The following is a 25,617-nucleotide window of genomic DNA, read 5'->3' as shown; positions in this document are numbered from 1 at the left end:
GCGGCACTACGGAGCGCTGAGCGCCTCCTGATACACCTTCAAATCGCGCGCGCTGAAGAGCACCACGGTGACGCGCTCCAGCTCCGGCCGACGTGCCAGTGCCTCTCGCATCTCCCGCAACGCGATGGGGGCGGCCCGTTCGATGGGGAAGCTGTAGCTGCCCGTGGAGATGGAGGGGAACGCCACCGTGCGCAGCCCGTGCTGCTCCATCAGCGCGAACACGCTGCGGTAGCACGAAGCCAGCAGTGCGTCCTCGCCGCGGTCCCCGCCCCACCACACGGGGCCCACCGCGTGGATGACGTGTGCCGCGGGCAGCCGGTAGCCCTTCGTGATGCGTGCCTCCCCGGTGGGACAGCGGCCCAGCGTGCGGCACTCCGCGACCAGCTCCGGACCCGCCGCGCGGTGGATGGCGCCATCCACGCCGCCGCCACCGGACAGCGCGGAGTTCGCCGCGTTCACCACCGCATCCACCGCGAAGCGCGTGATGTCTCCCTGAATCAACTCCAGACGTTCGGTCATCCCGCGCTCCCCACCGGCAGGGTCTCCACGAACCGCACCTCGCGGAAGCCCAGCGTGAGCAGCAGGCCCCGCAGCGAGCGTTCCGCGGACTGCCGCGCCTTCTCCTGGAGGCGCCGGTCCTGCCGCACCTCTTTTTCGAAAGCCAGACGCGCCTTCTCCAGGAGCTGCGCCGTCTGCGTGCTGTCCAGGTTGGAGTCGATGATCTCCGTCTCCCCGGGCCGCAGCGCCACCGTCACCTGCATGGGCGGCAGGAGCACGTCCACGCGCGTGCCCACGGCGTGCAGGTGGCTCGAATCGAAGCGCTGGAAGTCGAACCCCAGGTGCGCGTCCGCGAACACGATGGCGCGGCCGTGCGGGTTCTGGAGCGTGTAGCTGGCCCAGAGCAGCACGTCCTTCCACAGCGCGTCCGTGGCCTGCGGCTCCGGTGTGAACGTGACCTTCTTGTAGAGGGACACGTCCAGCGTCTCCAGCCGGGCCACCTCCCGCATCTGCTCCACCACCGCCGCTGTATCCGGCAGCCGGGAGGACGCGGGACGCAGCAGCACCCAGGCCCCCAGCGCGCCGAGCGCGACCGCGGCGAGGAGGGACAGGGCTCGCGAGACGTTCTTCGCCATGGCGGGAAGTCTACCCGCTTCCGGAACAGGGGCGTCCTGGGGCAGCGTGCGGACGCGGGCTTCCGGACAGGCGCTCGGGATGGAGAGACACGGTGGAGCTGACGGACGCGGAGGTGGAGGCCCTGGGTTCGCACGGGTACTTCGTGCGGGACGGCTTCCTCGGGGAGGCGCGGGCCCTGGCGGTGCGGGCCGCGGCGCTCGCGCGCGTGGAGGCCGGGACGCTGAAGCCCGCGGGCATCCGGCGCGGCGCGGACCACTCGCTCGACACCTCCGTGCGCGGCGACCACATCGAATGGGTGCTGCCCGGCGCGGCCCCCGAACTCGAAGCCCTGTGGCATCGCTTCCAGGCGCTGGGAGAGGCCGTGTCCTCGGGCGCGTACCTGGGGCTGGGGCGCTTCGACGTGCAGCTCGCCTGCTACCCAGGCGGCGGCGCGCACTACGCCCGTCACCGCGACGCGTTCCCGGGCCAGTCCAACCGCCGGCTCACCGCCATCTGGTACGCGAACGCGGGCTGGACGCCGCAGGACGGCGGCCTCCTGCGCCTCTTCCCGGAGGACACCGGCGCCCCGGTGGAGGTGGCGCCCGTGCTGGACCGCCTGGTGGTGTTCCTGAGCGAGCGGCTGGAGCACGAGGTGCTGCCCGCCCACGCCTCCCGCCTGGCTCTCACCGCGTGGTTCTACGGCCGGGGCACCTGAGGGCTTACAGCACCTCCGCGCGTTCTAGCCCGCGTCGAACGCGGCGCCCGCATCGAAGGACGGACCCGGGCCCGCGTCGTAGGCCGTGCCCGCGTCGTAGGACGGACCGGGGCCGGTGCCCTCCAACGTGCCGATGATGTAGATGTCGCCCGTCCCCGTGCCCGGGCAGTTCTGTGGATTGCGCTTCAGCTGGAGCTGCGCGTACGCCACGGAGCCCTGGTACACGTCCACGGCCGCGCTGCCGGCGTACACCTCCAGCCCCGCCCGGTTGTAGGCCCGCACGTCCACGACGCGCCGGGACCCGACGGGGATGTTGCTCAGGTAGCCCTCGATGTAGCCATTTCCCACGTAGAGGGATTGGGGGGAGGAGGGCGGAAGGTCCGGCGCGCTCACGGTCGCCGCGGCCGCCGTGACGCCGCACGCGTCACCCGCCAGGGAGATGCTCATCTTCACGGACTCGGTGCCCTCGGCGTCGTCGAACTCCTCTTCCGGCCCGGCACCGCAGGCCGCGATCATCAGCGCGCAGCCCGTTCCCAGCACGAATCCCCATCCGGTCCGCTTCATGTGGTCCCTCTCCCTGGTGGCGCGTCGTTCGCGCGACCTTGAGACACGCACCGCGTCCGGGTTGGGACATGCCCCGTGACGAAAGTCCCGGACCGCAACGGCGCTGAGAGGGAAAAGACCGGAGCCTGCCTGCTCTCCGGCCGTCTCGGACCCGAACGGATTCCAGGGGGAACGGCGGCGTCCGTGGCGCCTGTCGTGTAGCGGAGGCGTGTCTAGGTTCTTCCCCAGTCATCTTCGTACGGGGGTTTGAGATCATGTTCCAGAACAGGACGAAGCGTCATTGGGTGATGGGGCTGGCGTTGGGGGCGTCCATGACGTTCCTCGCTGGCTGTAGCAGCTCGAAGGCCGCGCGCGTGGACGACGCGATGATGGCCCGCGTCCCCGAGGAGCAGCTGGGCGCCGTGCGTGACGCGCAGCTGGCCCGCACCAAGGCCGCCGACAACGTGACGCGCGCCGAGGTGGCGGTGCGCGACGCCGAGCGCGCCTCGGAAGTGGCCCGCCGCAACGGCGACGCCGCCGAAAGCCGCATGGAGGCGGAGAAGGCCGCGGTGAAGGCCGCCGAGGCCACCGGCCAGCAGAGCCCCATCGCGCAGGCGAAGATCCGGCTCCAGGGCGCCGATGCCGGACGCATCGCCGCCGACGCCGAGGTGGCCTGGCACGAGCGCAAGACGGACACCGCCAAGGCGGAGAAGGACCTGCGCGACGCGGAGCTGAAGGTGGCGGACACCGAGCTCAACCTGGCCCAGTACAAGGCACTGGAGAAGAGCGGGGACGTGCGCGCCCAGGAGATGTCCGAGGCGAACTTCATGTCCGCCGTCGCCGAGGCCAAGCGCGGCGTGGAGGACGCCCGGCGCCGCGTGGGCGAGCAGAAGCGCGTGGAGCAGGACGCCCGCGCCGAGTGGCAGCGGCTGCGCTCGCAGGCCCCGCAGGGCTACGGCGGCAGCGGCACCGCGGACTGACGCCCAGGCGTGAAGCAGCGGGACGACGGCCCCGGGCACCCACGACGGTGCCAGGGGCCTGTCTCCTGGGTGTGGCTACTCCACCTTGAGGGTGGCGGAGCCCTTCAGGTCGCGCTGGAGCGTGAGCCAGAGCGCCTTGCCTTCCGTGTCCACGGAAGCGAAGTAGTCCGTGTCCGGGGTCAGCGCCTGGCCATCCAGGCTGACCGTCGTCGGCGCGCTGGCGGCGGTGTAGCCGTGCACCACGAGCATGGGGTGCGCGAGCGTGCGGCCCGCGGTGTCGAACGTCAGCGTCACGCGGTTGGAGGCGGCCTCCGCTTCCCACGTGGCGTAGACGGGGTTGTAGCCCGCCACGTCATACGCGACGGCGTCCGAGCGGCCCACTCCGCCCGGTCCGCGCGTGCGCACGGAGCCCTCGGAGGCGGTGAGCTTCACGCCCTGCCAGGCCTCCACCTCCGACACGAGCGACAGCACGGGGTTGGCCGCGTGCGTGCCCAGCACCATGAAGACGGAATAGCTCTGGTAGGGATATCCGGAGAGCATCACGCCGTTGTCGCCCAGGCGCGGGTACTGCGACATTCCCACCGCGCCGAAGTTGCTGCCCCACGCGAGCCGGTGGGAGTTGGTGACGGACGGCAGTTCGTACTGGTTGAGCTGGTAGGCCCAGTTGTAGTCCTCGGGCATGGGGCCGTTGGCGTGGCGCGTGCCCCACTGCGGATACAGCCAGTAGCCGCCCGCGGCCTTCTGCTCCCACGTCTGGGTCTGCACCGCGCCCATCTCCGCGTCCGGCGCGGCGGTCCACATGCGCGTGTAGGGGACGACGTTGAGCTCGCGGTAGTCCCAGCCGGTGTTCAGCGTCACGGGCGAGGACAGCGTGACGAAGCGGTATTTGTCACCCCAGCCCAGGCCGGCGATGTCCGTGTTGGCGTTGCCGTCGAAGCCCAGGTCGCCGTAGGGCGAGCGCACGTCGGCTTCAATCTGGTTCGCGGGGAAGCCGGACGCGTCGTGGGTGATGGCATACAGCGGGTGGTCCCGGCCGGTGGCGAACAGGTACTGCACGGTCACCTGCACCACGTGGCCGTCCAGCGACAGGGGCCACTTCAGCTCGTGCAATGCGTGGTGCGCGCCCTTGAAGACGAAGCGGCCGGTGCCGCGCACGTCCTGTGTCCACGCGCCCCACGTCTGGCCGTCCTTCAGGTGGCTGGTCACCATGCCCCAGCCGGGCACCTGCGGGTTCTGGCCATCGCAGGTGCGCTCGGCACCGGCGACCTCGTAGGTGTAGCGGCGGATGTAGCCGCCGTTCCAGCCCGCGGGGTCCGCCGCGTCGTTGCGCACGAGCGACACGGAGCGCACGTGGCAGTCGCGGTCGCGCCAGACGTAGCGGTCCGTCTTGAAGCCGCTCAGGTCCCTGGCGCACTGCAACCGCAGCGGCGCGCACGTGCCACTGGCTGGATCCGCGGTGGTGCTCTCCACGCAGGGGTCCGTCGCGGGGTTCTCATCGGGGGAGGGGTCATCACCCGGGCGCACGTCCTTGCCGCCACAGGCGGTGAGGCCCAGGGCCAGCAGGGCCACGGTGTGTCGCGCGAAGATGAGAGCGGGCTTGATGGCGGCGGAGGTCATGGTCCCGAGGCTTTGCCACCCTCACGCACGGTGATGCAAGCCTCCACGCGGAGCGCCTGGGTGTTTGTTCCCATGGAAGCAGGCGTGCGGCCGAGCGGTGGGGCGCACGGTGGGGAGGCCCCGGAGCCTCAGGGCCGTGTCCACCCTGCTGACATGGCGAACGCACGGCAGCTCGTCACGGTGGGAGTCCTGGGTCTCTTCGCGGTGCCAGCGGTCGCGGCGGAAGGGGTGCAGGGGCGGGTGCAGGAGTTCTTCCTGGGAGACGGGGCGCCACCGCAGCAGCGGGGGCAGGTGGAGCTGGGCACGGGGCTGGAGTGGACGCGGCAGGAGGACGAGACGCGCTTCGAACTGCCCGTGCGCGGCGAGTACGGCGTCAGCGACCGGGTGCAGTTGGAGGCGAAGGTGGCGCTGACGACGCCGGAGGATCCGCGCGGGCTGGACACGGCGGAGGCGGGCATCGGTCTGGCGCTGGTCAATGACAGACAGCGAGGCTTCACGCTCAGCGTGGGCATGGACCTGGAGGCCACGCGGGAGCTCGCGGACGACCGCTTCCGCCCGGGCTTCGAGCCGTACCTGCTGGCGTATCAGGACGTGGGCCCGGTGGGCTTCAACCTCCAGCTCAAGGCGGAGGAACTGCCCGGCGTGCGCGGCCTGGGCAGCGAGCTGCATCCAGACTTCGCGGCGGGAGCGGTGCTGGCCTTGGGGCCGCTGCGGCCCATGGTGGAGGCGGGGTGGCGGGACGAGGACGGCACGTCCACCGTGCTCCTCTCACCGGGGTTGCTGGCGCGCCCGCTGAAGTCATTGGAGTTCGGCGTGGCGGTGCCCTGGAGGTTCCACGCGGGGGGCGCGCGCGACGTGGGCGTGATGGGGATGCTCACGTGGCAGGGCGGTGGGGCGTAGCGGGGGATTCGTTCAAGCGGGGTCCAGGGACCAGGTTCCTTCTTCCCATCGCTTCAGGGCTTCCTGGGCCTCGAACGGGATCAGCCCTTTTCCCTTCGAAGCCTCCTCCAACACCGCCTTTGCTTCAGTGGTGCGATACCGCAGGAGGAATGCCGCCGCTGCCGTTCGAACGTCCATCCGTGGATGGGTGAAGAGGGTTGCGAGCGCATCCCGTCCCACATCCCCCTGGGTCCTCAGCCGCTTGAACGCTGCAATCGATTCATTCGCGTGCTTGTTCGCGGCTTTCGCGTCCCCCTGCATGATGGCCTCTGTTTGTGCCGCTGCATGCTGCGCGAACTTCTCGACGAGTTTCTGAAGGGCTTCCGTCACCATAGTCCGTTCCGAATATTCTCCATTGCGCGCAGCCCGAATGCAGATTGGGCTTCGAATGATTGGGTGCTCAGCCACTGCCGAACGGTCAGCGACGTCGAGCCTGTGATCCGATACTGGTGCGACGAATAGAACGCACTCACCGAGTTATGAAGTGCCTTGTCGAGTGGAACAACATTCTCCGTGTTGTGGAGCGCCTGTGGCCCGAAGCGCGCCACGTTCCCGTCGGTCTGCTCCACGATGTGGTGCCACTCCTTCCCATTCCCCGCCGGACCCATGGCCCGCTTGAACGACTTGAAGGACGCATAGCCCTGCGGCCCGCTCGGTGGAGAACCTCCACCGTTTCCATCGCCCACGGTGTCATCGACTCGTTGGAGGATGATGGCCGCCCCGGGGCCGCTGCTCAACACCGCCGCCGCGCGTCCCACCGGCACGGAGACGCGCTCCAGCACCAGCACACCTTCTGCCGACAGCGACAGCACGGGCAGAGTGGCCTCGGCGCCCGACGCCAGTCCCTTCAGCGTCCGCGTCGTGGCCGACGCCGAGCCCCAGGTGGCGAGCACCCCCGTCGACAGCCGGGCTGTCTCGCGGATCTGCTCGCCGGCCGTCATGTACTGGAATCGCTCCCAGTACTCGGGTGACGAAGCAATGAGGGCTACGACGCCCGCAGGGAGGTTGCGCAGTCCCGCGATGCTGTCCGCGGGGCGGGAGAGGAGTTGCCCCAGCGCGTGGTACAGCTCCACGAAGGCGTCCTCGGCGCCATCCAGCGAGCGGCCGAGGACGTCCGCGTCGTCGTACACCTCGGCCAGAGGCCGCGAGTCCGATGCCTGGAGCTGCGCATCGACCTGACGGAAGACACCGCCCTTGCCGCTGTAGAAGCGGCCCAGTTCGAAGTTGCCCGCGCGGAAGGCGCCCTCTCTCCATTGGATGGGCGCGACCTTCTGCTGCGTGTGGCCGTTGAGTGCCCACGCGAGGTAGCCGTCAGGCCTCAGCACCGCCACCTGCTCGCGGGCGAAGCGCGCCACCCGCCGTGCCAGTTCCTCGCGGGAAACCTCGCCGCGCTCCAACACCTCCCGCAGGAGGAAGCCCGCCGCCATGCGAGGCGGGAAGGTGCCGAGCGTCACCGGCTTCTCCATCAACCGGCCCAGCACTTCCACCGCGTCATCCGGAGTGAAGGGATTGCGGCGCAGGGGCAGCTCGTCCACGTCCTCCAGGCCGGCGCGCACCAGCAACTTCTCGAAGGCGTCCACGTCCAGCAGGCCCATCTCCAGGGCCTGCCGCGAGACCTTCCCGGGAGGCGCGAGGATGACCGTCCCTACCGGCATGCGGGCGAAGGGACGCCGGTGGAGGCGTTGGGCGTCCGCTTCCTCATCGGACTCGTCGTCTCCGGGAGCCTCCGATGGATGGGCGGCACGCTGCCGGAGGACCCGTGAGCCTCCTCTTGCTGAAGAAGTCTCCACGCCCGCGCAGCCCACCATCAGCAAGGCCGCGAACAGCGCCACGACACTCACGCGCATTGGCTACCTCCAGGGAGCCCACCGGGGAGGGCGGACGCCTCGAATGCTTCCACTCCGGTCCGAAATGGCGGCGGCATCGGAAGGCGGTCGATTGGTGGCGCACCGGTTTCAGGGGAACGTCACGTTGCCCAGCGTGACGGTGCGCGGTCCGTCCTCCCAGAGCTTCAAGGAGAACGGTCCCTGGACACCGGCCTCTGGGGCCTCGGCTTCGACCACGATGCTCCGGGCTTCACCCATGGGACTGGATGGCTGCTGCCAGATGCGGAGTACCTTCACTTCCGCTCCGCTCCTGCCCCGAAGTGTCGCCCCCTTCGAGATCCAGGACTGCTCCCCCGCCTTCGTCGTCAGCTTGACCACGACGGCAACAGCCTTCGTGGCTCGGTAGGTGGTGACGGAGATCGCCTTCAGGGCACTTCCAGCCAGCAGAAGAATGTCCTTGGTCACGATGCGTCCCGCCACACCGTTCTCATCCAGGGTTCCGGTGAAGAGGAGTCCCGCCAGCCCGGCCGGAGCCTCATTCTCTGCCATCAACCGTGAGGTCTCGTCCCGGCAGCGCTCCAACTCCGCACGGACCTCCCGGGTCTCTTGTTGATAGGTCTCGAGCGTCCGCTTTCCGCGATAGACCTCGACGAGAGGTTCCGCCTTCGCGGGATGCACCCAGAGGAGAAAGGATGCACTCACCGGCGCCGCACCATCCCTGAAGCGCACGACGAGCCGGAAGTGCTCGCCAGGAGTTACACGCGAAGACGGAATCAGGCGGAGGGTAGCCTGGCCGATGTCCACCAGCGAGAAGCGCTCCCGCCCCTCCAACTCGATGCCCTCACGCACCAGGTCCGAGTCGAAGTAGAGGCCCGTGGAGAGCCCTGCGCTGACCGCGATTTCCGCGATGGATGGACTCCCGTCAGGAGGCAGCTCGATGCGCCGGGCGCCCGGCACGGAGGCCGAGCTCTCGGATTGAGCGAATGCCGCCGCGCTCGCGGACAGGAGCGCCAGGAGGACAACCGTGGAGGAAGAGGTCACTTGGCGGCGTCTCCCAGGCAAGCCTGCTACTCGAACTCACGCACCGCCTTTACACGCACCGTGGTGAAGACCCGGGCACTCGACGGTGAGTCGTCTCCAGGTTCCCTCGCCATGCCCCGGCCTCCCTCCTCCGCGAAGACCTCCAGACACACAGGAAAGCTGTCGCCTGCCTTTGTCGTCGCCCACGTCAAGCGCCCATAGACGCGGTCCCTCACGATAAGCCGGCCTGACAGTGCCGTACCGCTCGGAATGTCTCTCACGTCGTCGGCCAGGAGAAATTGGGTGGGACCTTCGGACACCGACATGATGCGTGGCTGCGAGAAGTCGAAGGCTGCGATGTACTTGTCACCCATCACGAAGCCCCGTTCCTGCATGGCCTTCACCGATCCTATGGGGCAGGGCTCGGGCGGTGGTGGTGGGCGCACCTGTGGGCCAGGGCAGGCCATCAAGGCCGTGCAGGCCGCCGCGCCCGCCGCACGGGTCATGACGCTCCGGATTTTCCTCGCGGGATTCGAAGGGAGCGGAAGGGAGGGAGTCTCTGGCGTCTGGCTCGTCACGGTGGCGGCAACCTCCTGGAACGTCGCGGGAAGTGCGACGGCCGCGGCGATGGCCTCGGGCCCTCTGGGAGCCGCAGCCAGGTCAGATTGAGATGACTTGCCAGCGTGCGCTACTTCCTGACGAGGCGTGACCGTCCCTGGAGATCGAGCCGTCCCGCGCAGCAGCGCTCCCGCGGCGACCACCGCCAGGATTGTCAGCACCACCGCCCACGCCGGGAAGGGATGCAGTGGCTTCACCGTCGTCGGCGCACGCACGTCCTGCCGAGGCTGGTGCATTGGCTGGTTCCGCCACTTCTCGACGCGGTCCTGTTCGCCCTCCGTCGTCGCGGTGTCCTCGCCGGACGCGGCGCACAGGGGCACGTCCCACGCTGCGTCCGCGCCCCTCAGGACTTCCTCCAGTGCGGCCATGACGGCGAGAGCATTCGGCGTGCGCACCTCGGGTGTCTTCTCCAGCAGCCCCATGCACACGTCACTCAACGCTTGAGGCACGCGCTCGTTCACCTCGCACGGTGGCGAGGGTGTCCGGGTGAGCACGGCCTCGATGAACTCCGCGTCGCCCCCACCGTCGAAGGGCTTGCGCCCCGTCAGCAGCCAGTAGAGGACGACGCCCAGCGCCCACAGGTCATCCGGTGCGCTCGCCACGTAGCGGGCACCAGGAACCCGCGCGTGCTGCCGGAAGTACCGCCACGCTTCGGGGGCGCGGTACTCCGACGTTCCCGGCGGCAGGATGTCCTTCGTCAGTCCGCGCGCGCCCGTGTAGTCGCCAATCCCGAAGTCCACCAGCTTGGCCAGGCCGTCCGAGGCGCGCACCATGACGTTGGCCTCCTTCACGTCCCGGTGCAGCACCCCCGCCGCGTGCGTCGCGGCGAGCGCCCGCGCCACATCCAGCACCGCGCGCGCCACCTGCCGTGCCGACGGTTTCTCCTCGTCCGCCCAGACGTCCAACCGGCGTCCGTCCACGTACTCCATGACGATGACCGCGAAGTGCGGCTCGCCCGGAGGCCACAGCCCGTAGCCCTGGAGGCCCACGACATGGGGGTGGTGCAGCTTCAGGAGGATGGAGACCTCACGCTCCACCCGTGCCCCGACTCGCGGCAGGTGCAACAGCTTCAGCGCGAAGGGCTGTCCCGCGTTGCGCGCGAGGTACACCGTACCGAAGCCGCCTTGGCCCAGCTGTCGTTCCACCGTGTAGCCCAGCACCTGGGTCCCGGGCAGCAGGACGGCAGGCGGTGGCCTCATGGCGTCCTCCCTTCTCGCATGCGGCCTCTTCCCAGCGGGGTCCGCACGCCATCCAGCGGGCGAGGGCCGGAAGCGGACATCTCGGATACGCTGCGCACCCTCCATGAATGAAGAACTCGGCATCACCATTGGCGTGGCGGCACGTGCCGCCCGCGAGCAGCTGGGATTGACGCAGGCCGAAGTCGCCGAGCGCATCGGACTGGTGCACCCCGTCTACAGCCGCCTGGAGCGCGGCAAGATGTTGCCCAGCGTCCCATCCCTCTACCGCCTCTGCCGCGAGCTGCGCGTCTCCCCCGAAGCGATGCTGGGCCTGACGCCGGAGGGTGACGTGCGCAAGGGCCGGAAGCCTTCGCCTCGGGAGGAGGGGGATGCGCCGGACCTGCGGCGCCTCCTGCACCTGGCGCGCAAGTTGGACGCGGAGAAGCTGGACGCCCTCCTGCACGTCGCCTCCGTGCTGGCGCGCTGACGCGCTACTTCTTCCTCTCGCTCTCCTCCAGTTCCTCCTGGAAGAGGCCGCCCTCGCCAAACACGCTCCCTTCCGCCAGTAGGCGCGCGGCTTCGTTGGCCGCTTCCTGGCGGCCGTAGCCCGGGTGCCGCCTGACGAGCGCCGCGCGAAGGACGTCACGGATGTCCTCCGCCGTGGCGATCCGCTCCTGGGGTTCGATGCGCAGGGCGGCGTGCAGCAGTTGCTTCACGTCCAGCGAAAGCCGCTTCACCGCCGCCTCGACCTGCGCGGGTCCGAAGCTGGCCAGCCGCACCCGTGTCTGCGTCAGCGGCAGCGGGGGGACCTCCACCCGCGGCGGACTCAGGCGGATGGTTGGGTGGGGCACGTCCTGCACGTCGAAGGGATGCTTGCCGGTGAAGAGCTCCACCAGCAGCAGGGCCAGGCTGAAGACGTCGGAGCGCGGGGTCAGCGGCAGCCGCTCCAGGTATTCGGGTGAGGCATAGGCCACGTCATCCCAGACGAGGTGCGCGGCCGACTCTTCACGTCCAATCACCACGGAATAGGACGCGCCGAAGTTCGCGAGCTTCACCTCGCCGTGCGCCCCCACGTAGACGTGCCGGGGGTTGACGTCGCGGTGGATGATCCCCAGGGGCTTGCCCGCGTCGTCCGTCAGGGTGTGCGCATGGTGCAGCGCCTCGGCGAGCTCCGCCCCCACGTAGAGGGCGAAGGCTTCGGAGACCGGCCGGCCGCGCGCCACGCTCGCGCTCAGCAGCATCTCCAGCGAGGGGCCATCCACGTACTCCATGACGACGTGCAGCGAGTCCTGGTGCACCTTGCGGTGGAACACCTGGGCGATGGCGGGGTGACGGAGGCGGAAGGCCCGTTGGATCTCCTCCCCCAGGCGCGTGCGGCCCAGGGTGGTGGAGGGATTGGCCAGCCGCCGCACGAAGCAGAGCCCGGGCAGGGGGTCCCCCTGCTCCGGATGACGACGGGCGAGCATCAGCAGCTCCCCTGTCCGCATCCGCACCAGCTCGCGAATGGCCTCGTAGCGAACGCCTTGGATGGTGAAGAGCGGCCGGGGCCAGCCGGGCGTGGGCAGGAAGAAGCCGAGGCGCGGCGCAGGGGTGGACGTGGACATGACTCCTCGGGGCCAGGGTTCGGCGCGACGGCGCCATCCGGGGAGTCTGGGCATGGTGAACCTGAAAAGTCCATATGCTTTGGACTTAAAAGGTAAAGTCCGGAAATGAGGGTGGACCGCCCCGGGCTGCATCCCCCTCGCTAGATTGACGGCGCGAGCAGCACGACGGAGTAGCCCACCGCCGTGCGCGCGCCCGGGTTCTCGTAGGAGTGCTTCTGGTCGCCCCGGAAGACGACGACGTCACCCGCTTCGAGGACGAACCGCTCCCCGCTGGCCACCAGCGCGAGGGTTCCGGACTCACAGGCCAGGTACTCGCGCGTGCCCGGGGTGTGGGGCACGCCGGTGATGCGCGCGCGGGGCGGCAACTCCAGCCGGTCGAACTCCATGCCGGGCAGCGGATCCGGCAGGAGCTTGCGCAGGAAGGCCGCCCCCCTTTGACGCACGGGCAGGCTGTCGCGCCGGTAGTGACGGGCGCTCGCCTTGGGCCGGGCCAGCAGCTCCTCTAGCGACACCTGGAGTGCTCCCGCCACCCGGTGCAGCACCGACAGCGTGGGGTTCGCCGCGCCGGATTCCAGATGCGCCCAGGTGGCCCGGGGCACGCTCGCCAGCTTCGCGAGCTGCACCTGCGTGGCCCCCCGCGTCTCCCGCAGGGTCCTCAGGTTGCGCGCCAGTCTGCCCGGAAGGTCCTCTTCGCTCATGCGCTGGCATTCTGCCAACGCATTGGCGGCCATGCCATCCCGTCGGAGCCCCTCCGCTATCCCTTCTCCTCAAGGAGGAGCAAGCCATGGACATGCGGAATCAAGCAGTGCTGGTGACGGGCGCGAGCCGGGGACTGGGCCGGGCCCTGATGGAGGCCGTCGCCCGGCGTGGCGCCCGGGTGGTCGGTGTGGCACGTGACGCGAAGGCGATGGACGCGGCGGTGGCACCCCTGAGGGCACAGGGGCTGACGGTGCACGGGCTCGCCTTCGACGTGGGGGACAAGCAGGCCATCTACCCGCTGGTGGGCGCGGCCACCGCGCTGGTGGGGCCGCTGGACGTGCTGGTGAACAACGCGAGCAGCCTGGGGCCCACGCCGCTCCCGCTCCTCCTGGACACGGCTTGCGAGGACGTTTCGCAGGTGCTGGAGGTCAACCTGCTGGGACCCTTCCGTCTGACCAAGGCCGTTGCCGGGAGCATGGTCGTCCGGGGCCGCGGGCTCATCCTCAACATCACCTCCGACGCCGCCGTGTCCGCCTATCCCCGCTGGGGCGCCTACAGCGTGTCGAAGGCCGCGCTGGAGCACCTGACGCGCATCTGGGCCGCGGAGTTCGAGGGCAGCGGTGTGCGCCTGCTCACCGTGGACCCCGGTGACATGGACACGCGCATGCACGCCGACGCGCTCCCGGACGCCGACCCCGCGACGCTGGCGAAGCCGGAGGACGTGGCCGCGCGCATCCTCGCGCTCGTGGAGGCCCGGGACACCGCGTCCGGCCAGCGGTTCGAGGCCGCGAAGTGGGAGGCCGCATGAACGCCGCGCGCTGGCCCCGGGAACACCTCGACGCGGCGAGGCTCCTTCACGTGGAGCCTCGCGCGGAACGCCTCACCGACACCGTCGCTTCGGAGTTGCCCCAACTCCTGCGTGAAGGCGACCTGCTGGTGATGAACGACGCGGCCACGCTGCCCGGCTCGCTCACGGGCCGCACCGGCGCGGGCGCACCCATCGAGCTGCGATTGCTCTCCCACGAACCGGACGACACCTGGACCGCCGTCCTCTTCGGCGCGGGCGACTGGCGCCGGCGCACCGAGGACCGGCCTCCTCCGCCGGAGCTCCCCGTGGGCTCCCGACTGGAGGTGGGTGGACTCACCGCGCGGGTGCTGGAGGTGCTGCCCCCATCCCCCCGGCTGCTGCGCGTGGCCTTCGACGTGAGCGGCGCGGCGCTCTGGCAGGCGCTCTACACGGCGGGCCGTCCGGTGCAGTACGCATACACGGCGGGACCGCTGGCGCTGTGGCACGTGCAGACGCTCTACGCCTCACGGCCGTGGGCCGCGGAGATGCCGTCCGCGGGACTGCCCCTCACCGCGTCCGTGCTCCTGCGGCTGAAGGCGCGCGGCGTGCGCTGGGCATCCCTCACGCACGCGGCGGGGCTCTCCTCCACGGGGGACGCGGCGCTGGACGCGGCGCTGCCCCGGCCCGAACGCTCGGACATCCCGGAGCGCACGGTGGCGCTGGTGGAGGAGACGCGAGCACGGGGCGGACGCGTGGTGGCGGTGGGCACCACCGTGGTGCGCGCGCTGGAAGGACGCGCGACGCAACACGGGGCGCTGGTGCCGGGCGAGGACGTGACGGGCCTGCTGCTCGGGCCCGGCTACGTGCCGCGGGTCGTGCACGGGCTGCTCACCGGCGTGCACGACCCGGGGAGCAGCCACCATGCGCTGCTCCAGGCCTTCGCGCCGCTTCCGCTGTTGCAGCGGGCCGCGGCGCATGCGGAAGGCGCGGGCTACCTGGGGCACGAGTTCGGCGACACGTGCCTCCTCCTGGATTCATGACGCGCGTCACTGGAGGGTGGCGCCCGGCTCCAGCTCCACCTTCACCCAGCCCGGCTTGCGCAGGTCGAAGTTGCGGTACGCGTCGATGGCGGAGGCCATGGACTTCACGTGGCTCAGGATGGCCGTGGGGTCCACGGTGCCGGAGCGCACCAGCTCCAGCAGCTTGGGGATGTACTTGCGGTGGTTGCAGTTGCCCATGCGCAGGGTGAGGTTCTTGTTCATCGCCTCGCCAATGGGGAACGCGGTCATCGTCTGCGGGTACACGCCGATGATGGACAGCGTGCCGGCCTTGGCCAGCGACTGCACCGCCCACTGCGCCGCCTGGGACGGCCCGTCGCCGGGCACCCAGTTGTCGCCGTCCGGCTTCTGCTTGGGGGCGACTCTCTCCACCTCGCGCTTGAACTCGGGCTTCTCCGCCTTGGCCTTCTTGGCGGCCGGGCCGTGGTGCGCGTGCTGCGCGTCCACGCCCACCGCGTCGATGGCGCGGTCCACGCCGATGCCCGCCGTGAAGCGCTTGAGCGTCTCCACCGGGTCCTCCTGCTCGAAGTTGATGACCTCCGCGCCCTGCATCCGCGCCAGCGCCAGCCGGTCCTCGTGGCTGTCGATGGCGAAGACGCGGCCCGCGCCCAGGAGCCTCGCGCTCACGATGGCGAACAGGCCCACCGGACCGCAGCCGAACACCGCCACGGTGTCACCGGGTTTGATCTCCGCCATCTCCGCGCCGAAGTAGCCCGTGGGGAAGATGTCGGAGACGAGGATGGCCTGGTCGTCGGTGACGCCGTCGGGCACCTTCACCATGGTGACGGCCGCGTACGGGATGCGCGCCTTCTCCGCCTGCATGCCGTCGAAGGGGCCCGTCATCTCCGGGCCGCCGAAGAACGCCGTGCCCGCGGCGGGGCCGTTGGGGTTCGCGTCGTTGCACTGGGCGTAGTAGCCCGCGCGGCAGTACGAGCAGTTGCCGCACGCGATGGTGGAGCAGATGACCACGCGGTCACCCACGTTGAAGTTGCGCACGTCCTTGCCCAGCTCCTCGATGACGCCCACGCCTTCATGTCCGAGGATGGTGCCGGGCTTCATGCCCGCCATGGTGCCGCGGATCATGTGCAGGTCCGTGCCGCAGATGGCGCTGGCGGTCAGCCGGATGATGGCGTCCGTGGGCTCCTTGAGCTTCGGCTCCGCGACGTCGTCCAGCCGGATGTCCCCAATGCCGTGGAAAACGACTGCCTTCATGTTCCGCTCCTTGCCCGCGCCAGGGCCCTGAAAGACGTGAAGGCCCACGGCGCTTCCAAAGGCGCACGGGACCCGTTCGTCTGGACTCTGGTCACGGCGGTGGAGCCGGGCAGGACTGGCGCCGCGCTCCCTCCACCGGTGAGCAGGCGGAGAGGCAGTAACCCTAGCGTCCGGTCGAGTGGACCTGGAACGCGAGCCGCTTGCCGAACACCTTGCGGAACTGGACGACCTCGCGCTCGGCGTTCCACAGCTCCAGGTCGAGGGGCTGCCGGGCGTGCAGGTGCAGGGTCACCGCCTCGCGGCCATCCGTCACCTTGAAGTCGCGGATGGGCTGGTGGTGGCTGTGGTCCAGCGCGTTCGCCAGGCGCAGCAGCGTGGCCAGCTTGCGCACGCGCCGCGCTTCGGACGGGGTGAGCCCGGCCATGCCGGAGTGGGACAGCTCCGGCTGGGAGCGCCGGTGGTAGCGGGCGACGCGCGCGATGATTTCGCGCTCGTGGTCCGCGAGGCCCGGGAGGTCCGCGTTGTGGATGAGGTAGTACGTGTGGCGGTGGTGGCGCTCGTAGCTGACCGACGTGCCGATGTCGTGCAGGAGCGCGGCGACCTCCAGGTGGGGGCGCACGGACAGGGGTAGCTGGTGCAGCGCGGCCAGGCTGTCGAAGAGGGCCAGGGACAGGCGGGACACCTGGCGGGCGTGCTTCTCATCGAAGCGGAAGCGCTGGCCCATGACGATGGCCGCGTCCGCGAGGCTGTGGTCCTCGCGGGATTCGTCCTGGCGGTAGAGCAGGTCCACCAGCAGGCCGTCGCGCAGGCCGCGGTTGACGACGCTGACGGACTCCACGCCCAGGTGGCGCACGACGCCCTCCAGGATGACGGCGCCGGAGACGATGATGTCCGCGCGGCGCGGGTCGAAGCGCTTGCGGCGGCGCTCCGGCGGCATCTTCGCCAGGGTCTCCACGGTCTGGGTGAGCTGGCGCATGGTGGCGTTGCCTCCGTTCTCCGCGGCGGCGAAGCCGACCACGGCGCCGATGGTGCCGGACGAGCCCAGCGCCACGCGGGGCAGGGCGGGGAGCTTCTCCGGGAGCGTCTTGTGGAGGACCTCCTCCACGAAGCTCCGCATCAACCGCAGCTGCTTGGGCGTCACGGCGCGCGCGGTGTCGAACACCTCCGTGAGGCGCACGGAGCCCAGGGCGAGGCTCCAGAGCTCGTCCGGCTTCTCGCCGGTGGCGATGGCGACCTCGGTGCTGCCGCCGCCGATGTCCACGAGGAGCGAGCGGGTGTTGGCGGGCTTCCTGTGCAGCACGCCCAGGCAGATGAGGCGGGCCTCCTCCTTGCCGCTGACGACCTCCAGCTCCAGGCCGGCCTCCTCGTGCACGCGGCGCACGATGTCCTGGCGGTTGCGGGCCTCGCGCAGGGCGCTGGTGGCGACGGCGCGCACCTGGGCCTTGTGGCGGCGGCAGAGGGCGGCGTAGCGGCGCAGGGTGGAGAGGAGCCGGTCAGCGGTCTCCGGGGGCATCTCTCCGGTGGTGAAGACGCCCTCACCGGGGCGGATGGGGTCTCGCTCCTGGTGCAGGGTTTCGAGCGAGCCCTCGGCGTCCGGGCGGGCGAGCTCCAGGCGTACGGCGTTGGTGCCCACATCGATGGCGGCGAGGACGGGAGGCGGGGTCGGACGGGCAGGAAGGGCCATGGGCTCGCGGGCGGAAACGCCTGGGAGGGGCACGGTCCTTCCGGGCCGTGTCCCTCCGGGTGGGGGCGATTCCTAGCGTAGCCGTGTGACAGCCGTGTGGCGTTGGTGAAGATGGGGTTTCAGGAGGGGGAGGCGCCGGACTCGTCCAGGGCGCCTTCGGCGCGGATGCGGCGGGAGCGCTCCATCAGTTCGCGCCAGTTGGCCTCGTACTGGTCGCGGGCCGTCTTCCAGACCTGCCCGCGCGCGTGGCGCATGTTCTTGAGCAGCTCGCCGGCGTTCTTCACGCCGCGCGTGATGAAGTCGAGCTCCTCGCGGGTGAGCAGCGCGTCCTCGGCTCGGGATTGCTTGCGGGAGGCCTCCCAGCGGTCCACCTGGGCGCTCAGCTCACGCAGCTCGTCCTCGCGCTGGCGGCGGTAGGCGACGCGGAGCTCCTCCCAGCGGGTGCCGGCGCGGTCCAGGTGCTCATGGAAGCGGCGGCGGGCCTTCTCCGCGCCGTCCTTGACGCGCTCCCAGTCACTCTGGTCGGCGCGGCGGAGCGCCTGGAGCTCACGGGTGACGTCGTCGTTGAACGCGCGCGCGCCGGTGAGGACGTCGAGCGTTTCTTCGTTGTCGGCGAGTTCCGCCTGGGCTTCGATTTCGCGGAAGCGAGCGGTCGCCTCGCGCTGCTCGGCCTCCATCTTCTGGATGTATGCGTCCTGTTCCGTCATGGCGTTCTCCCAGGCACGTTGGATGGAAGAAGCATGGGAACGCACGCGAGGCGGTGCAGGGCAGGGGGACGGGAGGCGGAGCGCTCAGTCGAGGAAGCGGCGCTGCCAGCGGCGCGTGGAGTCGAAGAGGTCGGAGTCTTCTGGACCGGACGTCTGGTACAGCCAGGGTTCGAGCACGCGCGCGAGCTCCCGGTAGGCCGGCAATGTCTGCCCTTGTTCGGTGTCACCGGCTTCTGGATAGGGGCCTAGCGTGACGACCGCCCGGTCCTGCCCTATCGCCTGCACGGTGGTCCCAGGCGAGTGCAGGCGGGAGCGCAGGGCATCCGTTCCGCCCAGTTCGTTGAGCACGGGAGGGCCCAGGAAGTTCATCCACGCTGGGGCCCGGACGTGGGTGCCCAGGTCCCGCGCTACATCGTCCAGGTTGATCACGTCCATGGCCGGATGGCGGAAGGCGAGCCTCTTCGCCTCGTCACGGACGGTCGATGCAGTGGGGTAACCGTTGAAACAGAGGCCTGCATGGCCGTAGCTGAAGGGGAGTGGCTGCGCCATTTCGAGCGCCCATCCGCGAATGCGCTCGGGCCCATGCGCTTCCAGGATCTTCGTGGGAAATGAAACCCGGAGTGCGCTGACTGCGTCCGGCCCCCTGAAATCATCTGGATGGCTGAATGCATGCCCGCGGTATTCGAAGCCGAATCGGTCGCCAGTCCTGTCTTGGCCCGCCAAGGCAACGGATGCCCACAGGGGGTTGTGGAGTTTCTGGTGTATGGCGCTCCACGCGGCTGCATCGAGGGGCTGCCAGTAGCCGTCGGAATCCGGGGCGCTGTTCAGGGACTCCTTCCCCATGACCTTCAGATAAAGGTCCAAGGCCTGCCGGACACCTGCCCTCAATGTGTCATGTGACTGCTGCATATAGAAACAGAACTCGAGTCCGTCCTGGGCAACAAGCAGCTCACCCTCCCAGTCCTTCACGCTCAGGCGGATGCGAGGAATTGTCATTGGAGCACTCCGTGCCGGGGGACGACGCGCAAGACCTGAGACCTGCTCAGCCCCAATGCTTTCATGTAGAGGTTCTTTTGCGTGGGAACGCTTCCCGGAGACGCGCCTTCTGCTGGCACCTCCCGCCAGACCGCAGGCTCATCGACGTTGTAACAGGAGAACTTGAAGTCATAGACGGCGTTCGCTTCCAAGGGGCTCCCTTCGTGGATGACGACATCGGGGACGAGCGTGCCTTTCAGTTCGCTTTGGAAGCGAGGCTGCTTCAGCAACTGGACCTCTTCGGCGCTGAGCAAGGTCGTAACTCCTGTGCGCCGGTCGACACGGTAGGTTGGCTCAAGACTGAACCGTCCGGGGCGGAGTGACTCCAGCTTCTGCTGGGCACACTCCAATGCCGCCGCGTGCATTTTGTCGCCCAGCCACATGGCACGAGAGACGGACTCACCCTTCTCATTGCGGAGGGTTTCGTTGCATTGCGCCTTCGAAGGGCTCTGGCCGTCATGGTAGCGAAGCAGGACCTGCGACCGTGCCAGGTCCGCGCACTCCTTCAGCACGAACTCCACTGCCCTTTGCGTGTCCTCGTCCATCATCGCCCGGGCACCCGCCACCACCACCGCCACTTCCGCCGCGCGAACCCCCGGGAGCACCGACTCCGCCCCGGTGCACAGCGCCGGCTGGGTCCGGCAGGTGTTCGACACCGAGTCGAAAGCCCGCTGCTCGTACGTGTGCGCACGCGGCCCCGCGCAGCCGCCGAGCCCCACGCACAGCAGCACCCACAGCCAATCCGGCCAGCGTCCCAGTCCCATGTCTCCATCCTGCCAGTCCTCGCCTGGCAGGTAGGCACCCTGGCGTGAGACAGCGACACCGCGCCTTTCCATCACACCTGTGAGAACCCACCCCGTCAGGGAGGGCCCATCGACGCATGAGACGTGAATCGGTACCCTTCGGCCCCGTGACCGCCGCCGCCGAGAAATCCGAAAGACTTCGTCACCGCAAGATTGGCGCCTGCCGCGTGCTCGGCGAGCTGGGCCGGGGCGGCATGGCGCTCGTGTATCGCGGCCTGCACGAGCTGCTTCAGCGCGAGGTCGCCATCAAGGAGCTGCTCCCGGAAGGCCAGCGCGACCAGGAGGCCCTGTCCCGCTTCCGCCGCGAGGCCCTGGCGCTCGCCGCCTTCCGCCACCAGAACATCGTCACCCTCTATGACCTGGTGGAGAAGAACGACAGCCTCTTCATGGTCATGGAGTACGTGGACGGCCCCACCCTCCACACCCTCATCAAGGACGGCCCGCTCCCCCCGGACGTCGCCGCCGTCATCACCGCGCGCATCGCCAGCGCGCTCGACCACGCCCACTTCCGCCGCATCATCCACCGCGACCTCAAGCCCGCGAACGTCATGCTCACCAAGTCCGGTGAGGTGAAGCTCATGGACTTCGGCATCGCCAAGGACGTCGGCCTCGAAGCCCTCACCCAGCAGGGCATGGCCGTGGGCACGCCGTCGTACATGTCCCCGGAGCAAGTGACTGGCGCACCGCTCGACGCGCGCACCGACATCTTCTCCCTGGGCGTCCTCTTGTACGAAGCCCTCACCGGCGTCCGCCCCTTCGTGGGCAAGACGGCCGGCGAAGTCTTCGCCCGCATCCGCGACGGCAAGTTCACGCCGCTCCAGAAGGTGGCCCCGCACGTGCCGCCACCGCTCGCGCGCATCGTGAAGCGCGCGCTGTCGGTGAAGCCGGAGGCCCGCTTCCCGGATGCCGCGGCCATGCGCCGCGAACTGGACCTGTTCCTGGCCCACGAGGTGCGCGTGTCCCACCCCGCGCTGCTCGTGGCCTACCTGCGCTACCGCGAGAAGCTCACCGAGACCGAGGCCCTGGCCCACCTCACCCAGCAGGAGCTGGGCGTGCTCGACGTCTTCGCGACGAAGAAGCCCGTGCGCGCGCCTGGCCGCTTCAAGTGGGTGGTGGCCGCGCTCACCGCGGGCGCGGTCGCGGCCGGCACCGGCCTCTACCTGTCCCAGTCCCAGTGGGCGCCGCTCCTGGAGCAGCTCACCCGCTGAAGGAGGGGCCTCAGGCCTGCTTCTTCTTGTCGTGCGTGACGGTGACGATGGTCCCGATGCCGCCGCGCACGAAGAAGTCACCCACCACCGTCAGCTTGCGCGGCTGGATGGCCTTGATGATGTCGTCCGCGATGGTGTTGGTCACCTTCTCGTGGAAGGCGCCCTCGTTGCGGTAGGACCACATGTAGAGCTTCAGGCTCTTGAGCTCCACGCACAGCTGATCCGGCACGTACTTGATGGTGAAGCGCGCGAAGTCCGGCTGGCCCGTCAGCGGGCACAGGCAGGTGAACTCCGGCACGTCGAAGGCGATCTCGTAGTCGCGATCGGCGGCGGGGTTGGGGAAGGTCTGGATTTCCTTGGACGGCTGAGAGGACATGCGCTGTCGTCTAGCACACGTTCGGCGCGTGTCACCGCCCTCCAAGAAGTCGCCCCCCCGGCTGCCCTGCGCGGGCTTTGTTCGGGTTCCAACGTGCCAGCACCCTCCAGGACAGGAGAACGTCCGGGGGTGGTTGGCGATCATGCTCGGGGATTCCTATCTCCCTCCGGCGACCCCAGTAGCGAGCGCGTCCCGCCCCTCCCATGCTGCCACCCAACGACGTCGAGGATGTCCTCTCGTGCCTGCCCCAAGCGCTCCTGCGCGTGGGTCCTGACCTGCGCGTCCAATGGTGCGAGGAGGGCTTCGCGGCCAAGACGGGCGTGACGCTCTCTCCGGGGAACACGCTGCTGGAGGCCCTGGAGCCCGGCCGCAGCCTGGACGCCCTGGAGCGCGCCATCCGCGAGCAGCGGGCACACTCCGGCCACGCCATCACCCGCGCGCTCCGGCAGGTGCGTGTGCAGGTGAAGCCCACCCACACGAACGGCTCGGCCGGGGCGTGGCTGGTGGTGGAGCCGTCCGGCGTGGACGACGAGGGCGCGTTTTCACAAGCCGTGCGGGAGATTGCCCGCGCGGTGGGTGAGTCGCTGGAGGTGGACCGCGTCTGCTCGGCCGCCGTGGTGTCGCTGGTGCGGTGTGCCCAGGTGCGGCGCGCGGAGGTGTTCCTCTACGAGGAGGACGACGCGACGCTGAAGCGCATGGCGGTGTCGGACCTGGAGGGCCTGGACGCGCCCCAGGACGCGTTCGACCCGTCGGAGGACCCCTACCGGCAGGCCCTGGCCCTGCGCCAGCCGCAGCTGGGCATCCAGCGCGGCTACGGCGACGCGGTGGGCTCCGTGTTCGCGGCGGTGCCGCTGTGCGCGCCGCGCCGCACGGTGGGCCTGCTGCTCATCTACAAGGAACAGGGCGCGTCCTTCTCCGTGCGCGAACTGGAGATGTGGAGCGCGGCGGCCAGCCAGCTGGCGGTGGCGGTGGAGAACGCGCGGCTGCTCCGCGAGGCCCAGTCCGCCCTGCGCGTGCGCGAGGAGTTCATGTCCATCGCGTCGCATGAGCTGAAGACGCCGCTCACGCCGCTGAAGCTGGGCCTGTACTCCATGGAGCGCCGCATCGCCGCGGGGCAGCCGGTATCGCTCGCGAGCGTGCTCAAGTCCAAGCGGCAGGTGGACCGGCTCGCGGGGCTGGTGGACGACCTGCTGGACGCGAGCCGCCTGGAGCTGGGGCGGCTGGCGCTGGACTCGTCGCCGCTGGAGGTGGGGCAGCTGGTGGCGGAGGTGGTGGACCACTTCCGTCACGCCTTCGAGCGCCCCTTCACGGTGGACGTGCCGCACGACGGCGTCTGGGTGCTGGGGGACAGGGACCGGCTGGAGCAGGTGCTGGTGAACCTGCTGGAGAACGCGCACAAGTACAGCCCGGCGGGGGCGCCCATCGCGGTGAGGGTGGGGCGCACGGCGGAGTCCGCGCGCATCCAGGTGCAGGACCACGGCATCGGGATTCCGGGCGCGGATCAGGCCCTGGTGTTCCAGCGCTTCTACCGGGCGCGCAACGTGTCGCACCGCAACTTCGGCGGGCTGGGGCTGGGCCTGTTCATCAGCCACTCCATCGTGAAGATGCATGGCGGCGCGCTGGCGCTCCGCAGCCGCGAGGGCGAGGGCTCCACGTTCATGCTGGACCTGCCGCGCATGTCCGCGCACGAGGTGCGGCGGCTGCCCCGGCGCGTGCTGGTGCTGGACGAGGACTCGCATCAGGAGGCCGCGGCGGAGCGCACCCTGCGCGCGGAGGGCTTCGAGGTGTTCACCGTGCAGAGCGGCGCGGAGGCCCTGCGCAAGGCGACGCACCTGCCGGTGGACCTCATCGTCCTGTCGACGAGCGCCACGCAGGCCGCGGTGGCCAGCTTCCTGGAGACCTTCGCCACGCTGCCTCGCGCGCGGCCGGTGCCCATCCTGCTGGCGGGGGATGCGCGGCCGTGGTGGGCGCAGGAGAACGCCGCGCTGTGTCCCAGGCCGTACCGGCCGGAGGAGCTGCTCGCGGGCGTGCGCACCGTGCTGACGCGCGAGAAGCGCCGGACGTTGACGCCGGTGGAGTCGGAGCTGCCGCTCGTCACGCCCGCGTAGGGTCAGCGCGCGCGGAGGACGCGGAAGTCCGTGGGGTGGACTCCCGCCTGTTCCAGGGCCTCGCGTGAGCGGGACTCCAGGAAGGTGCCGAGCTCCACCTCGCGCTGCGCGGCGTAGCGGGTGGTGACGACTTCGGGCAGGTGGCCCGGGTGGCACATCCACTCCGTGACGCCTTCGCCCGGCAGCGCCGCCAGGGCCGACGAGAAGTGCTCCGGCGTCCAGTACGCCGTCGCTCCGGACTCGCCCACGAAGTGGTCATTCGTGGCCACGCCCCAGGCCCTCAGCGCGCCGCGCATCCGCGCGTCGATGGAGCGCACCGGGAGGCCCGCGCGCCTCGCGACGCGCGCCAGTCCCTCCAGCACCTGGGGATGCCGGTGCAGGTGCTTGTGCACGTCGAGGTGCGTGGCGGCCTGGCCCAGGAGCCGCTCCAGCCGCTCCAGTTGCGCGAGCGCCTCCGCCTCCACCACGTCCGCGGGAAGTTCCCCCACCCGGGCTCCGGCGAGGCCTCCGTCCACGGTGCGCCACTCGCCCGGGAAGGCGGGGTCCACCGGCGGACCCCGGTCCAGGTTCAGGTGCAACCCGATGGCGAGTCCCCGGGCCTGCCTCGCGGCGTCCCCGGAATCCGGCGCGTTCACCAGGAGGGTGGAGGAGGAGACGACGCCCTCGCGCAGCGCCTGGAGGATGCCCCGGGTGATGCCCGGGTCGTAGCCCAGGTCATCGGCGTTGATGATGAGGGCGCGGGGCGGCGTGACGGGCCTCCTTCAGGGACGGGGACGCGCCTGGAAGAAGCGCCACATCTCCAGGGACGCATTCAGGTCCGGCGTGCCGTCATTGTAGAAGGGCTGGCCGGGCCACGCATGCTTGCCGCCGGTGACGGTGCACAGGCTCGCGGTGGCGCTCTCCGGCTGGCAGCCCGTATACGCCACGCAGGTGCTGTTGCCCTGCTGATACGTCTGCTGCTGCGGGCCGGTGCAGCCGTTGAACGCGGCGAAGCGGCGCACGGATTCCACGGCGGACGGGTAGGGCTTGCCGCCGACGACGGTGAGGTTCTCGCCCCCGTCGTAATAGATGGATTCGTCGGCGGTGCCGTGGAAGTGGAGCACGGGGATGGGGCGCGACGGGCGGCAGTCCGGCACGCCATCCATGCCCGCGACGGGCGCGATGGCGGCGATGCGCTGGGCGCGCTCGCAGGCCAGCCGGTAGGAGAAGAAGCCGCCGTTGGAGAAGCCGTTGGCGAAGACGCGGCGCGGGTCCGTGCACACGCGGGTGTCCAGGTCCGCGAGCAGCGCGTCCACGAAGCCCACGTCGTCCACGCCGGCAATCTGCGCCGGGCCACAGCACGCCTCGCCGTTCCAGCCCCGCGTGTCCGCTTCGCCCCGGCCGTAGATCTCCGGGAAGTTGAGGCCGCGCGGGTACACGGCGATGAAGCCCTCCGCGTCTGCCAGCGCGGAGAAGCCGGTCAGCTGCTCCTGCTCCTGCTCGGTGGAGCCGAAGCCGTGGAAGCTGAGCACGACGGGCGTGGGCTTCGTGGCGTCGTAGCCGCTGGGGACGTGGACGCGGAAGGCGCGGGTGTGGCCGCCGTGCTCGACGGTCCAGTCGTAGGTGCCGGGCGTCACGGTGAGACCGGAGCAGGCCGCGCGGTCCGCGGGGGCCACGTCCCCGGGAGGGGTGCCCGGGAGCTCCGTCCCGGCGTCGGTGTCGTCGTCCGTCGTGGAGCTGGAGCCGCACGCGGTGGCGGTCAGCAGCAGGCTGGACGCGGCGAGGGCGAAAAAGCGAAGGCGCATGGC

Annotated in this window: 26 protein-coding genes; 8 read left to right on the top strand and 18 right to left on the bottom strand. The window is 70.1% G+C overall.

Annotated features, from left to right (window positions below):
- Positions 1-6: 6 nt before the first annotated feature.
- Together D7X32_RS10310 and D7X32_RS10305 are read right to left on the bottom strand one after the other, a co-directional pair.
- Complete coding sequence (locus D7X32_RS10310; protein ID WP_120602348.1) at positions 7-519, bottom strand: O-acetyl-ADP-ribose deacetylase; 513 nt, start codon at positions 517-519, stop codon at positions 7-9.
- Positions 516-1,133 (bottom strand): DUF4230 domain-containing protein, encoded by a 618-nt coding sequence (locus D7X32_RS10305; protein ID WP_120602347.1) that lies wholly within the window; start codon positions 1,131-1,133, stop codon positions 516-518. Before D7X32_RS10305 ends, D7X32_RS10310 begins: the two co-directional genes overlap by 4 nt.
- A gap of 92 nt (positions 1,134-1,225) precedes the next feature.
- On the opposite strand from D7X32_RS10305, the gene D7X32_RS10300 reads away from it, so the two are divergent.
- On the top strand, positions 1,226-1,828 hold the full coding sequence (locus D7X32_RS10300; RefSeq protein ID WP_120602346.1) for a 2OG-Fe(II) oxygenase: 603 nt from the start codon (positions 1,226-1,228) through the stop codon (positions 1,826-1,828).
- A 24-nt stretch (positions 1,829-1,852) separates the two neighbouring features.
- Here D7X32_RS10300 and D7X32_RS10295 read toward each other — a convergent pair whose 3' ends face one another.
- The gene (locus D7X32_RS10295) at positions 1,853-2,392 is read right to left on the bottom strand and encodes a hypothetical protein (protein ID WP_120602345.1); all 540 of its coding nucleotides are present in this window, start codon (positions 2,390-2,392) and stop codon (positions 1,853-1,855) included.
- Between the two features lie 254 nt (positions 2,393-2,646).
- Between D7X32_RS10295 and D7X32_RS10290 the strand changes: the two genes are divergently transcribed.
- On the top strand, positions 2,647-3,351 hold the full coding sequence (locus tag D7X32_RS10290) for a hypothetical protein (protein WP_120602344.1): 705 nt from the start codon (positions 2,647-2,649) through the stop codon (positions 3,349-3,351).
- 75 nt (positions 3,352-3,426) lie between these two features.
- Here the strand turns inward: D7X32_RS10290 and D7X32_RS10285 are convergent, their stop codons facing one another.
- Positions 3,427-4,968: a hypothetical protein gene (locus D7X32_RS10285; RefSeq protein ID WP_120602343.1), complete on the bottom strand. Its 1,542-nt coding sequence runs from the start codon at positions 4,966-4,968 to the stop codon at positions 3,427-3,429.
- A 153-nt stretch (positions 4,969-5,121) separates the two neighbouring features.
- On the opposite strand from D7X32_RS10285, the gene D7X32_RS45400 reads away from it, so the two are divergent.
- A complete protein-coding gene (locus D7X32_RS45400; protein ID WP_158625653.1) occupies positions 5,122-5,868 on the top strand; it encodes a hypothetical protein in 747 nt (248 codons plus the stop codon).
- 12 nt (positions 5,869-5,880) lie between these two features.
- Here D7X32_RS45400 and D7X32_RS10275 read toward each other — a convergent pair whose 3' ends face one another.
- The 4 genes from D7X32_RS10275 to D7X32_RS10260 form a co-directional block, all read right to left on the bottom strand.
- Entirely contained in the window at positions 5,881-6,240 is a 360-nt protein-coding gene (locus tag D7X32_RS10275; protein ID WP_120602342.1) for a DUF2019 domain-containing protein, read from the bottom strand.
- Complete coding sequence (locus D7X32_RS46210) at positions 6,234-7,754, bottom strand: hypothetical protein (RefSeq protein ID WP_208752384.1); 1,521 nt, start codon at positions 7,752-7,754, stop codon at positions 6,234-6,236. The genes D7X32_RS10275 and D7X32_RS46210 overlap by 7 nt, the downstream gene beginning before the upstream one ends.
- Positions 7,755-7,862: 108 nt before the next feature.
- Complete coding sequence (locus D7X32_RS10265) at positions 7,863-8,774, bottom strand: DUF2381 family protein (protein ID WP_120602341.1); 912 nt, start codon at positions 8,772-8,774, stop codon at positions 7,863-7,865.
- Between the two features lie 26 nt (positions 8,775-8,800).
- Positions 8,801-10,570, bottom strand: coding sequence for a serine/threonine-protein kinase (locus D7X32_RS10260; RefSeq protein ID WP_120602340.1), 1,770 nt, complete (start codon positions 10,568-10,570; stop codon positions 8,801-8,803).
- A gap of 103 nt (positions 10,571-10,673) precedes the next feature.
- Between D7X32_RS10260 and D7X32_RS10255 the strand changes: the two genes are divergently transcribed.
- Complete coding sequence (locus D7X32_RS10255; protein ID WP_120602339.1) at positions 10,674-11,036, top strand: helix-turn-helix transcriptional regulator; 363 nt, start codon at positions 10,674-10,676, stop codon at positions 11,034-11,036.
- Between the two features lie 4 nt (positions 11,037-11,040).
- On the opposite strand, the gene D7X32_RS10250 is transcribed toward D7X32_RS10255, so the two are convergent.
- On the bottom strand, positions 11,041-12,153 hold the full coding sequence (locus D7X32_RS10250; RefSeq protein WP_120602338.1) for a serine/threonine-protein kinase: 1,113 nt from the start codon (positions 12,151-12,153) through the stop codon (positions 11,041-11,043).
- A 140-nt stretch (positions 12,154-12,293) separates the two neighbouring features.
- On the bottom strand, positions 12,294-12,851 hold the full coding sequence (locus D7X32_RS10245) for a helix-turn-helix domain-containing protein (RefSeq protein WP_120602364.1): 558 nt from the start codon (positions 12,849-12,851) through the stop codon (positions 12,294-12,296).
- Between the two features lie 92 nt (positions 12,852-12,943).
- Between D7X32_RS10245 and D7X32_RS10240 the strand changes: the two genes are divergently transcribed.
- Together D7X32_RS10240 and D7X32_RS10235 are read left to right on the top strand one after the other, a co-directional pair.
- Complete coding sequence (locus D7X32_RS10240; protein ID WP_279635573.1) at positions 12,944-13,660, top strand: SDR family NAD(P)-dependent oxidoreductase; 717 nt, start codon at positions 12,944-12,946, stop codon at positions 13,658-13,660.
- On the top strand, positions 13,657-14,679 hold the full coding sequence (locus tag D7X32_RS10235) for an S-adenosylmethionine:tRNA ribosyltransferase-isomerase (RefSeq protein ID WP_208752383.1): 1,023 nt from the start codon (positions 13,657-13,659) through the stop codon (positions 14,677-14,679). The genes D7X32_RS10240 and D7X32_RS10235 overlap by 4 nt, the downstream gene beginning before the upstream one ends.
- Before the next feature lie 6 nt (positions 14,680-14,685).
- On the opposite strand, the gene D7X32_RS10230 is transcribed toward D7X32_RS10235, so the two are convergent.
- The 5 genes from D7X32_RS10230 to D7X32_RS10210 form a co-directional block, all read right to left on the bottom strand.
- On the bottom strand, positions 14,686-15,909 hold the full coding sequence (locus D7X32_RS10230) for a zinc-dependent alcohol dehydrogenase (protein WP_120602363.1): 1,224 nt from the start codon (positions 15,907-15,909) through the stop codon (positions 14,686-14,688).
- A gap of 163 nt (positions 15,910-16,072) precedes the next feature.
- Complete coding sequence (locus D7X32_RS10225; protein WP_120602335.1) at positions 16,073-17,593, bottom strand: Ppx/GppA phosphatase family protein; 1,521 nt, start codon at positions 17,591-17,593, stop codon at positions 16,073-16,075.
- A gap of 119 nt (positions 17,594-17,712) precedes the next feature.
- The gene (locus D7X32_RS10220; protein WP_120602334.1) at positions 17,713-18,300 is read right to left on the bottom strand and encodes a hypothetical protein; all 588 of its coding nucleotides are present in this window, start codon (positions 18,298-18,300) and stop codon (positions 17,713-17,715) included.
- A gap of 84 nt (positions 18,301-18,384) precedes the next feature.
- On the bottom strand, positions 18,385-19,296 hold the full coding sequence (locus D7X32_RS10215) for a DUF3396 domain-containing protein (protein ID WP_120602333.1): 912 nt from the start codon (positions 19,294-19,296) through the stop codon (positions 18,385-18,387).
- Complete coding sequence (locus tag D7X32_RS10210; protein WP_120602332.1) at positions 19,293-20,099, bottom strand: hypothetical protein; 807 nt, start codon at positions 20,097-20,099, stop codon at positions 19,293-19,295. The genes D7X32_RS10215 and D7X32_RS10210 overlap by 4 nt, the downstream gene beginning before the upstream one ends.
- Before the next feature lie 233 nt (positions 20,100-20,332).
- On the opposite strand from D7X32_RS10210, the gene D7X32_RS10205 reads away from it, so the two are divergent.
- Positions 20,333-21,346 (top strand): serine/threonine-protein kinase, encoded by a 1,014-nt coding sequence (locus D7X32_RS10205; protein ID WP_439328994.1) that lies wholly within the window; start codon positions 20,333-20,335, stop codon positions 21,344-21,346.
- Positions 21,347-21,356: 10 nt separating this feature from the next.
- Here the strand turns inward: D7X32_RS10205 and queF are convergent, their stop codons facing one another.
- Positions 21,357-21,722: a preQ(1) synthase gene (gene queF / locus D7X32_RS10200; RefSeq protein WP_120525213.1), complete on the bottom strand. Its 366-nt coding sequence runs from the start codon at positions 21,720-21,722 to the stop codon at positions 21,357-21,359.
- Between the two features lie 203 nt (positions 21,723-21,925).
- Between queF and D7X32_RS10195 the strand changes: the two genes are divergently transcribed.
- On the top strand, positions 21,926-23,830 hold the full coding sequence (locus D7X32_RS10195; protein WP_120602330.1) for an ATP-binding response regulator: 1,905 nt from the start codon (positions 21,926-21,928) through the stop codon (positions 23,828-23,830).
- A gap of 2 nt (positions 23,831-23,832) precedes the next feature.
- On the opposite strand, the gene D7X32_RS10190 is transcribed toward D7X32_RS10195, so the two are convergent.
- Both D7X32_RS10190 and D7X32_RS10185 read right to left on the bottom strand, forming a co-directional pair.
- Entirely contained in the window at positions 23,833-24,558 is a 726-nt protein-coding gene (locus D7X32_RS10190) for a carbohydrate deacetylase (RefSeq protein ID WP_279635574.1), read from the bottom strand.
- Positions 24,559-24,591: 33 nt separating this feature from the next.
- Entirely contained in the window at positions 24,592-25,614 is a 1,023-nt protein-coding gene (locus D7X32_RS10185; protein WP_120602328.1) for a CE1 family esterase, read from the bottom strand.
- Between the last annotated feature and the right edge of the window lie 3 nt (positions 25,615-25,617).

The organism is Corallococcus carmarthensis (assembly GCF_003611695.1).
GTDB lineage: Bacteria > Myxococcota > Myxococcia > Myxococcales > Myxococcaceae > Corallococcus > Corallococcus carmarthensis.
This window is presented reverse-complemented; position numbering and strand designations above follow the sequence as displayed.

Coding starts and splice junctions, on each gene's coding strand:
- D7X32_RS10310 (WP_120602348.1), bottom strand. CDS start 519: ATGACCGAACGTCTGGAGTTGATTCAGGGAGACATCACGCGCTTCGCG.
- D7X32_RS10305 (WP_120602347.1), bottom strand. CDS start 1,133: ATGGCGAAGAACGTCTCGCGAGCCCTGTCCCTCCTCGCCGCGGTCGCG.
- D7X32_RS10295 (WP_120602345.1), bottom strand. CDS start 2,392: ATGAAGCGGACCGGATGGGGATTCGTGCTGGGAACGGGCTGCGCGCTG.
- D7X32_RS10290 (WP_120602344.1), top strand. CDS start 2,647: ATGTTCCAGAACAGGACGAAGCGTCATTGGGTGATGGGGCTGGCGTTG.
- D7X32_RS10285 (WP_120602343.1), bottom strand. CDS start 4,968: ATGACCTCCGCCGCCATCAAGCCCGCTCTCATCTTCGCGCGACACACC.
- D7X32_RS45400 (WP_158625653.1), top strand. CDS start 5,122: ATGGCGAACGCACGGCAGCTCGTCACGGTGGGAGTCCTGGGTCTCTTC.
- D7X32_RS10275 (WP_120602342.1), bottom strand. CDS start 6,240: ATGGTGACGGAAGCCCTTCAGAAACTCGTCGAGAAGTTCGCGCAGCAT.
- D7X32_RS46210 (WP_208752384.1), bottom strand. CDS start 7,754: ATGCGCGTGAGTGTCGTGGCGCTGTTCGCGGCCTTGCTGATGGTGGGC.
- D7X32_RS10260 (WP_120602340.1), bottom strand. CDS start 10,570: ATGAGGCCACCGCCTGCCGTCCTGCTGCCCGGGACCCAGGTGCTGGGC.
- D7X32_RS10255 (WP_120602339.1), top strand. CDS start 10,674: ATGAATGAAGAACTCGGCATCACCATTGGCGTGGCGGCACGTGCCGCC.
- D7X32_RS10250 (WP_120602338.1), bottom strand. CDS start 12,153: ATGTCCACGTCCACCCCTGCGCCGCGCCTCGGCTTCTTCCTGCCCACG.
- D7X32_RS10245 (WP_120602364.1), bottom strand. CDS start 12,851: ATGAGCGAAGAGGACCTTCCGGGCAGACTGGCGCGCAACCTGAGGACC.
- D7X32_RS10240 (WP_279635573.1), top strand. CDS start 12,944: ATGCGGAATCAAGCAGTGCTGGTGACGGGCGCGAGCCGGGGACTGGGC.
- D7X32_RS10235 (WP_208752383.1), top strand. CDS start 13,657: ATGAACGCCGCGCGCTGGCCCCGGGAACACCTCGACGCGGCGAGGCTC.
- D7X32_RS10230 (WP_120602363.1), bottom strand. CDS start 15,909: ATGAAGGCAGTCGTTTTCCACGGCATTGGGGACATCCGGCTGGACGAC.
- D7X32_RS10225 (WP_120602335.1), bottom strand. CDS start 17,593: ATGGCCCTTCCTGCCCGTCCGACCCCGCCTCCCGTCCTCGCCGCCATC.
- D7X32_RS10220 (WP_120602334.1), bottom strand. CDS start 18,300: ATGACGGAACAGGACGCATACATCCAGAAGATGGAGGCCGAGCAGCGC.
- D7X32_RS10215 (WP_120602333.1), bottom strand. CDS start 19,296: ATGACAATTCCTCGCATCCGCCTGAGCGTGAAGGACTGGGAGGGTGAG.
- D7X32_RS10210 (WP_120602332.1), bottom strand. CDS start 20,099: ATGGGACTGGGACGCTGGCCGGATTGGCTGTGGGTGCTGCTGTGCGTG.
- D7X32_RS10205 (WP_439328994.1), top strand. CDS start 20,333: ATGGCGCTCGTGTATCGCGGCCTGCACGAGCTGCTTCAGCGCGAGGTC.
- queF (WP_120525213.1), bottom strand. CDS start 21,722: ATGTCCTCTCAGCCGTCCAAGGAAATCCAGACCTTCCCCAACCCCGCC.
- D7X32_RS10195 (WP_120602330.1), top strand. CDS start 21,926: ATGCTGCCACCCAACGACGTCGAGGATGTCCTCTCGTGCCTGCCCCAA.
- D7X32_RS10185 (WP_120602328.1), bottom strand. CDS start 25,614: ATGCGCCTTCGCTTTTTCGCCCTCGCCGCGTCCAGCCTGCTGCTGACC.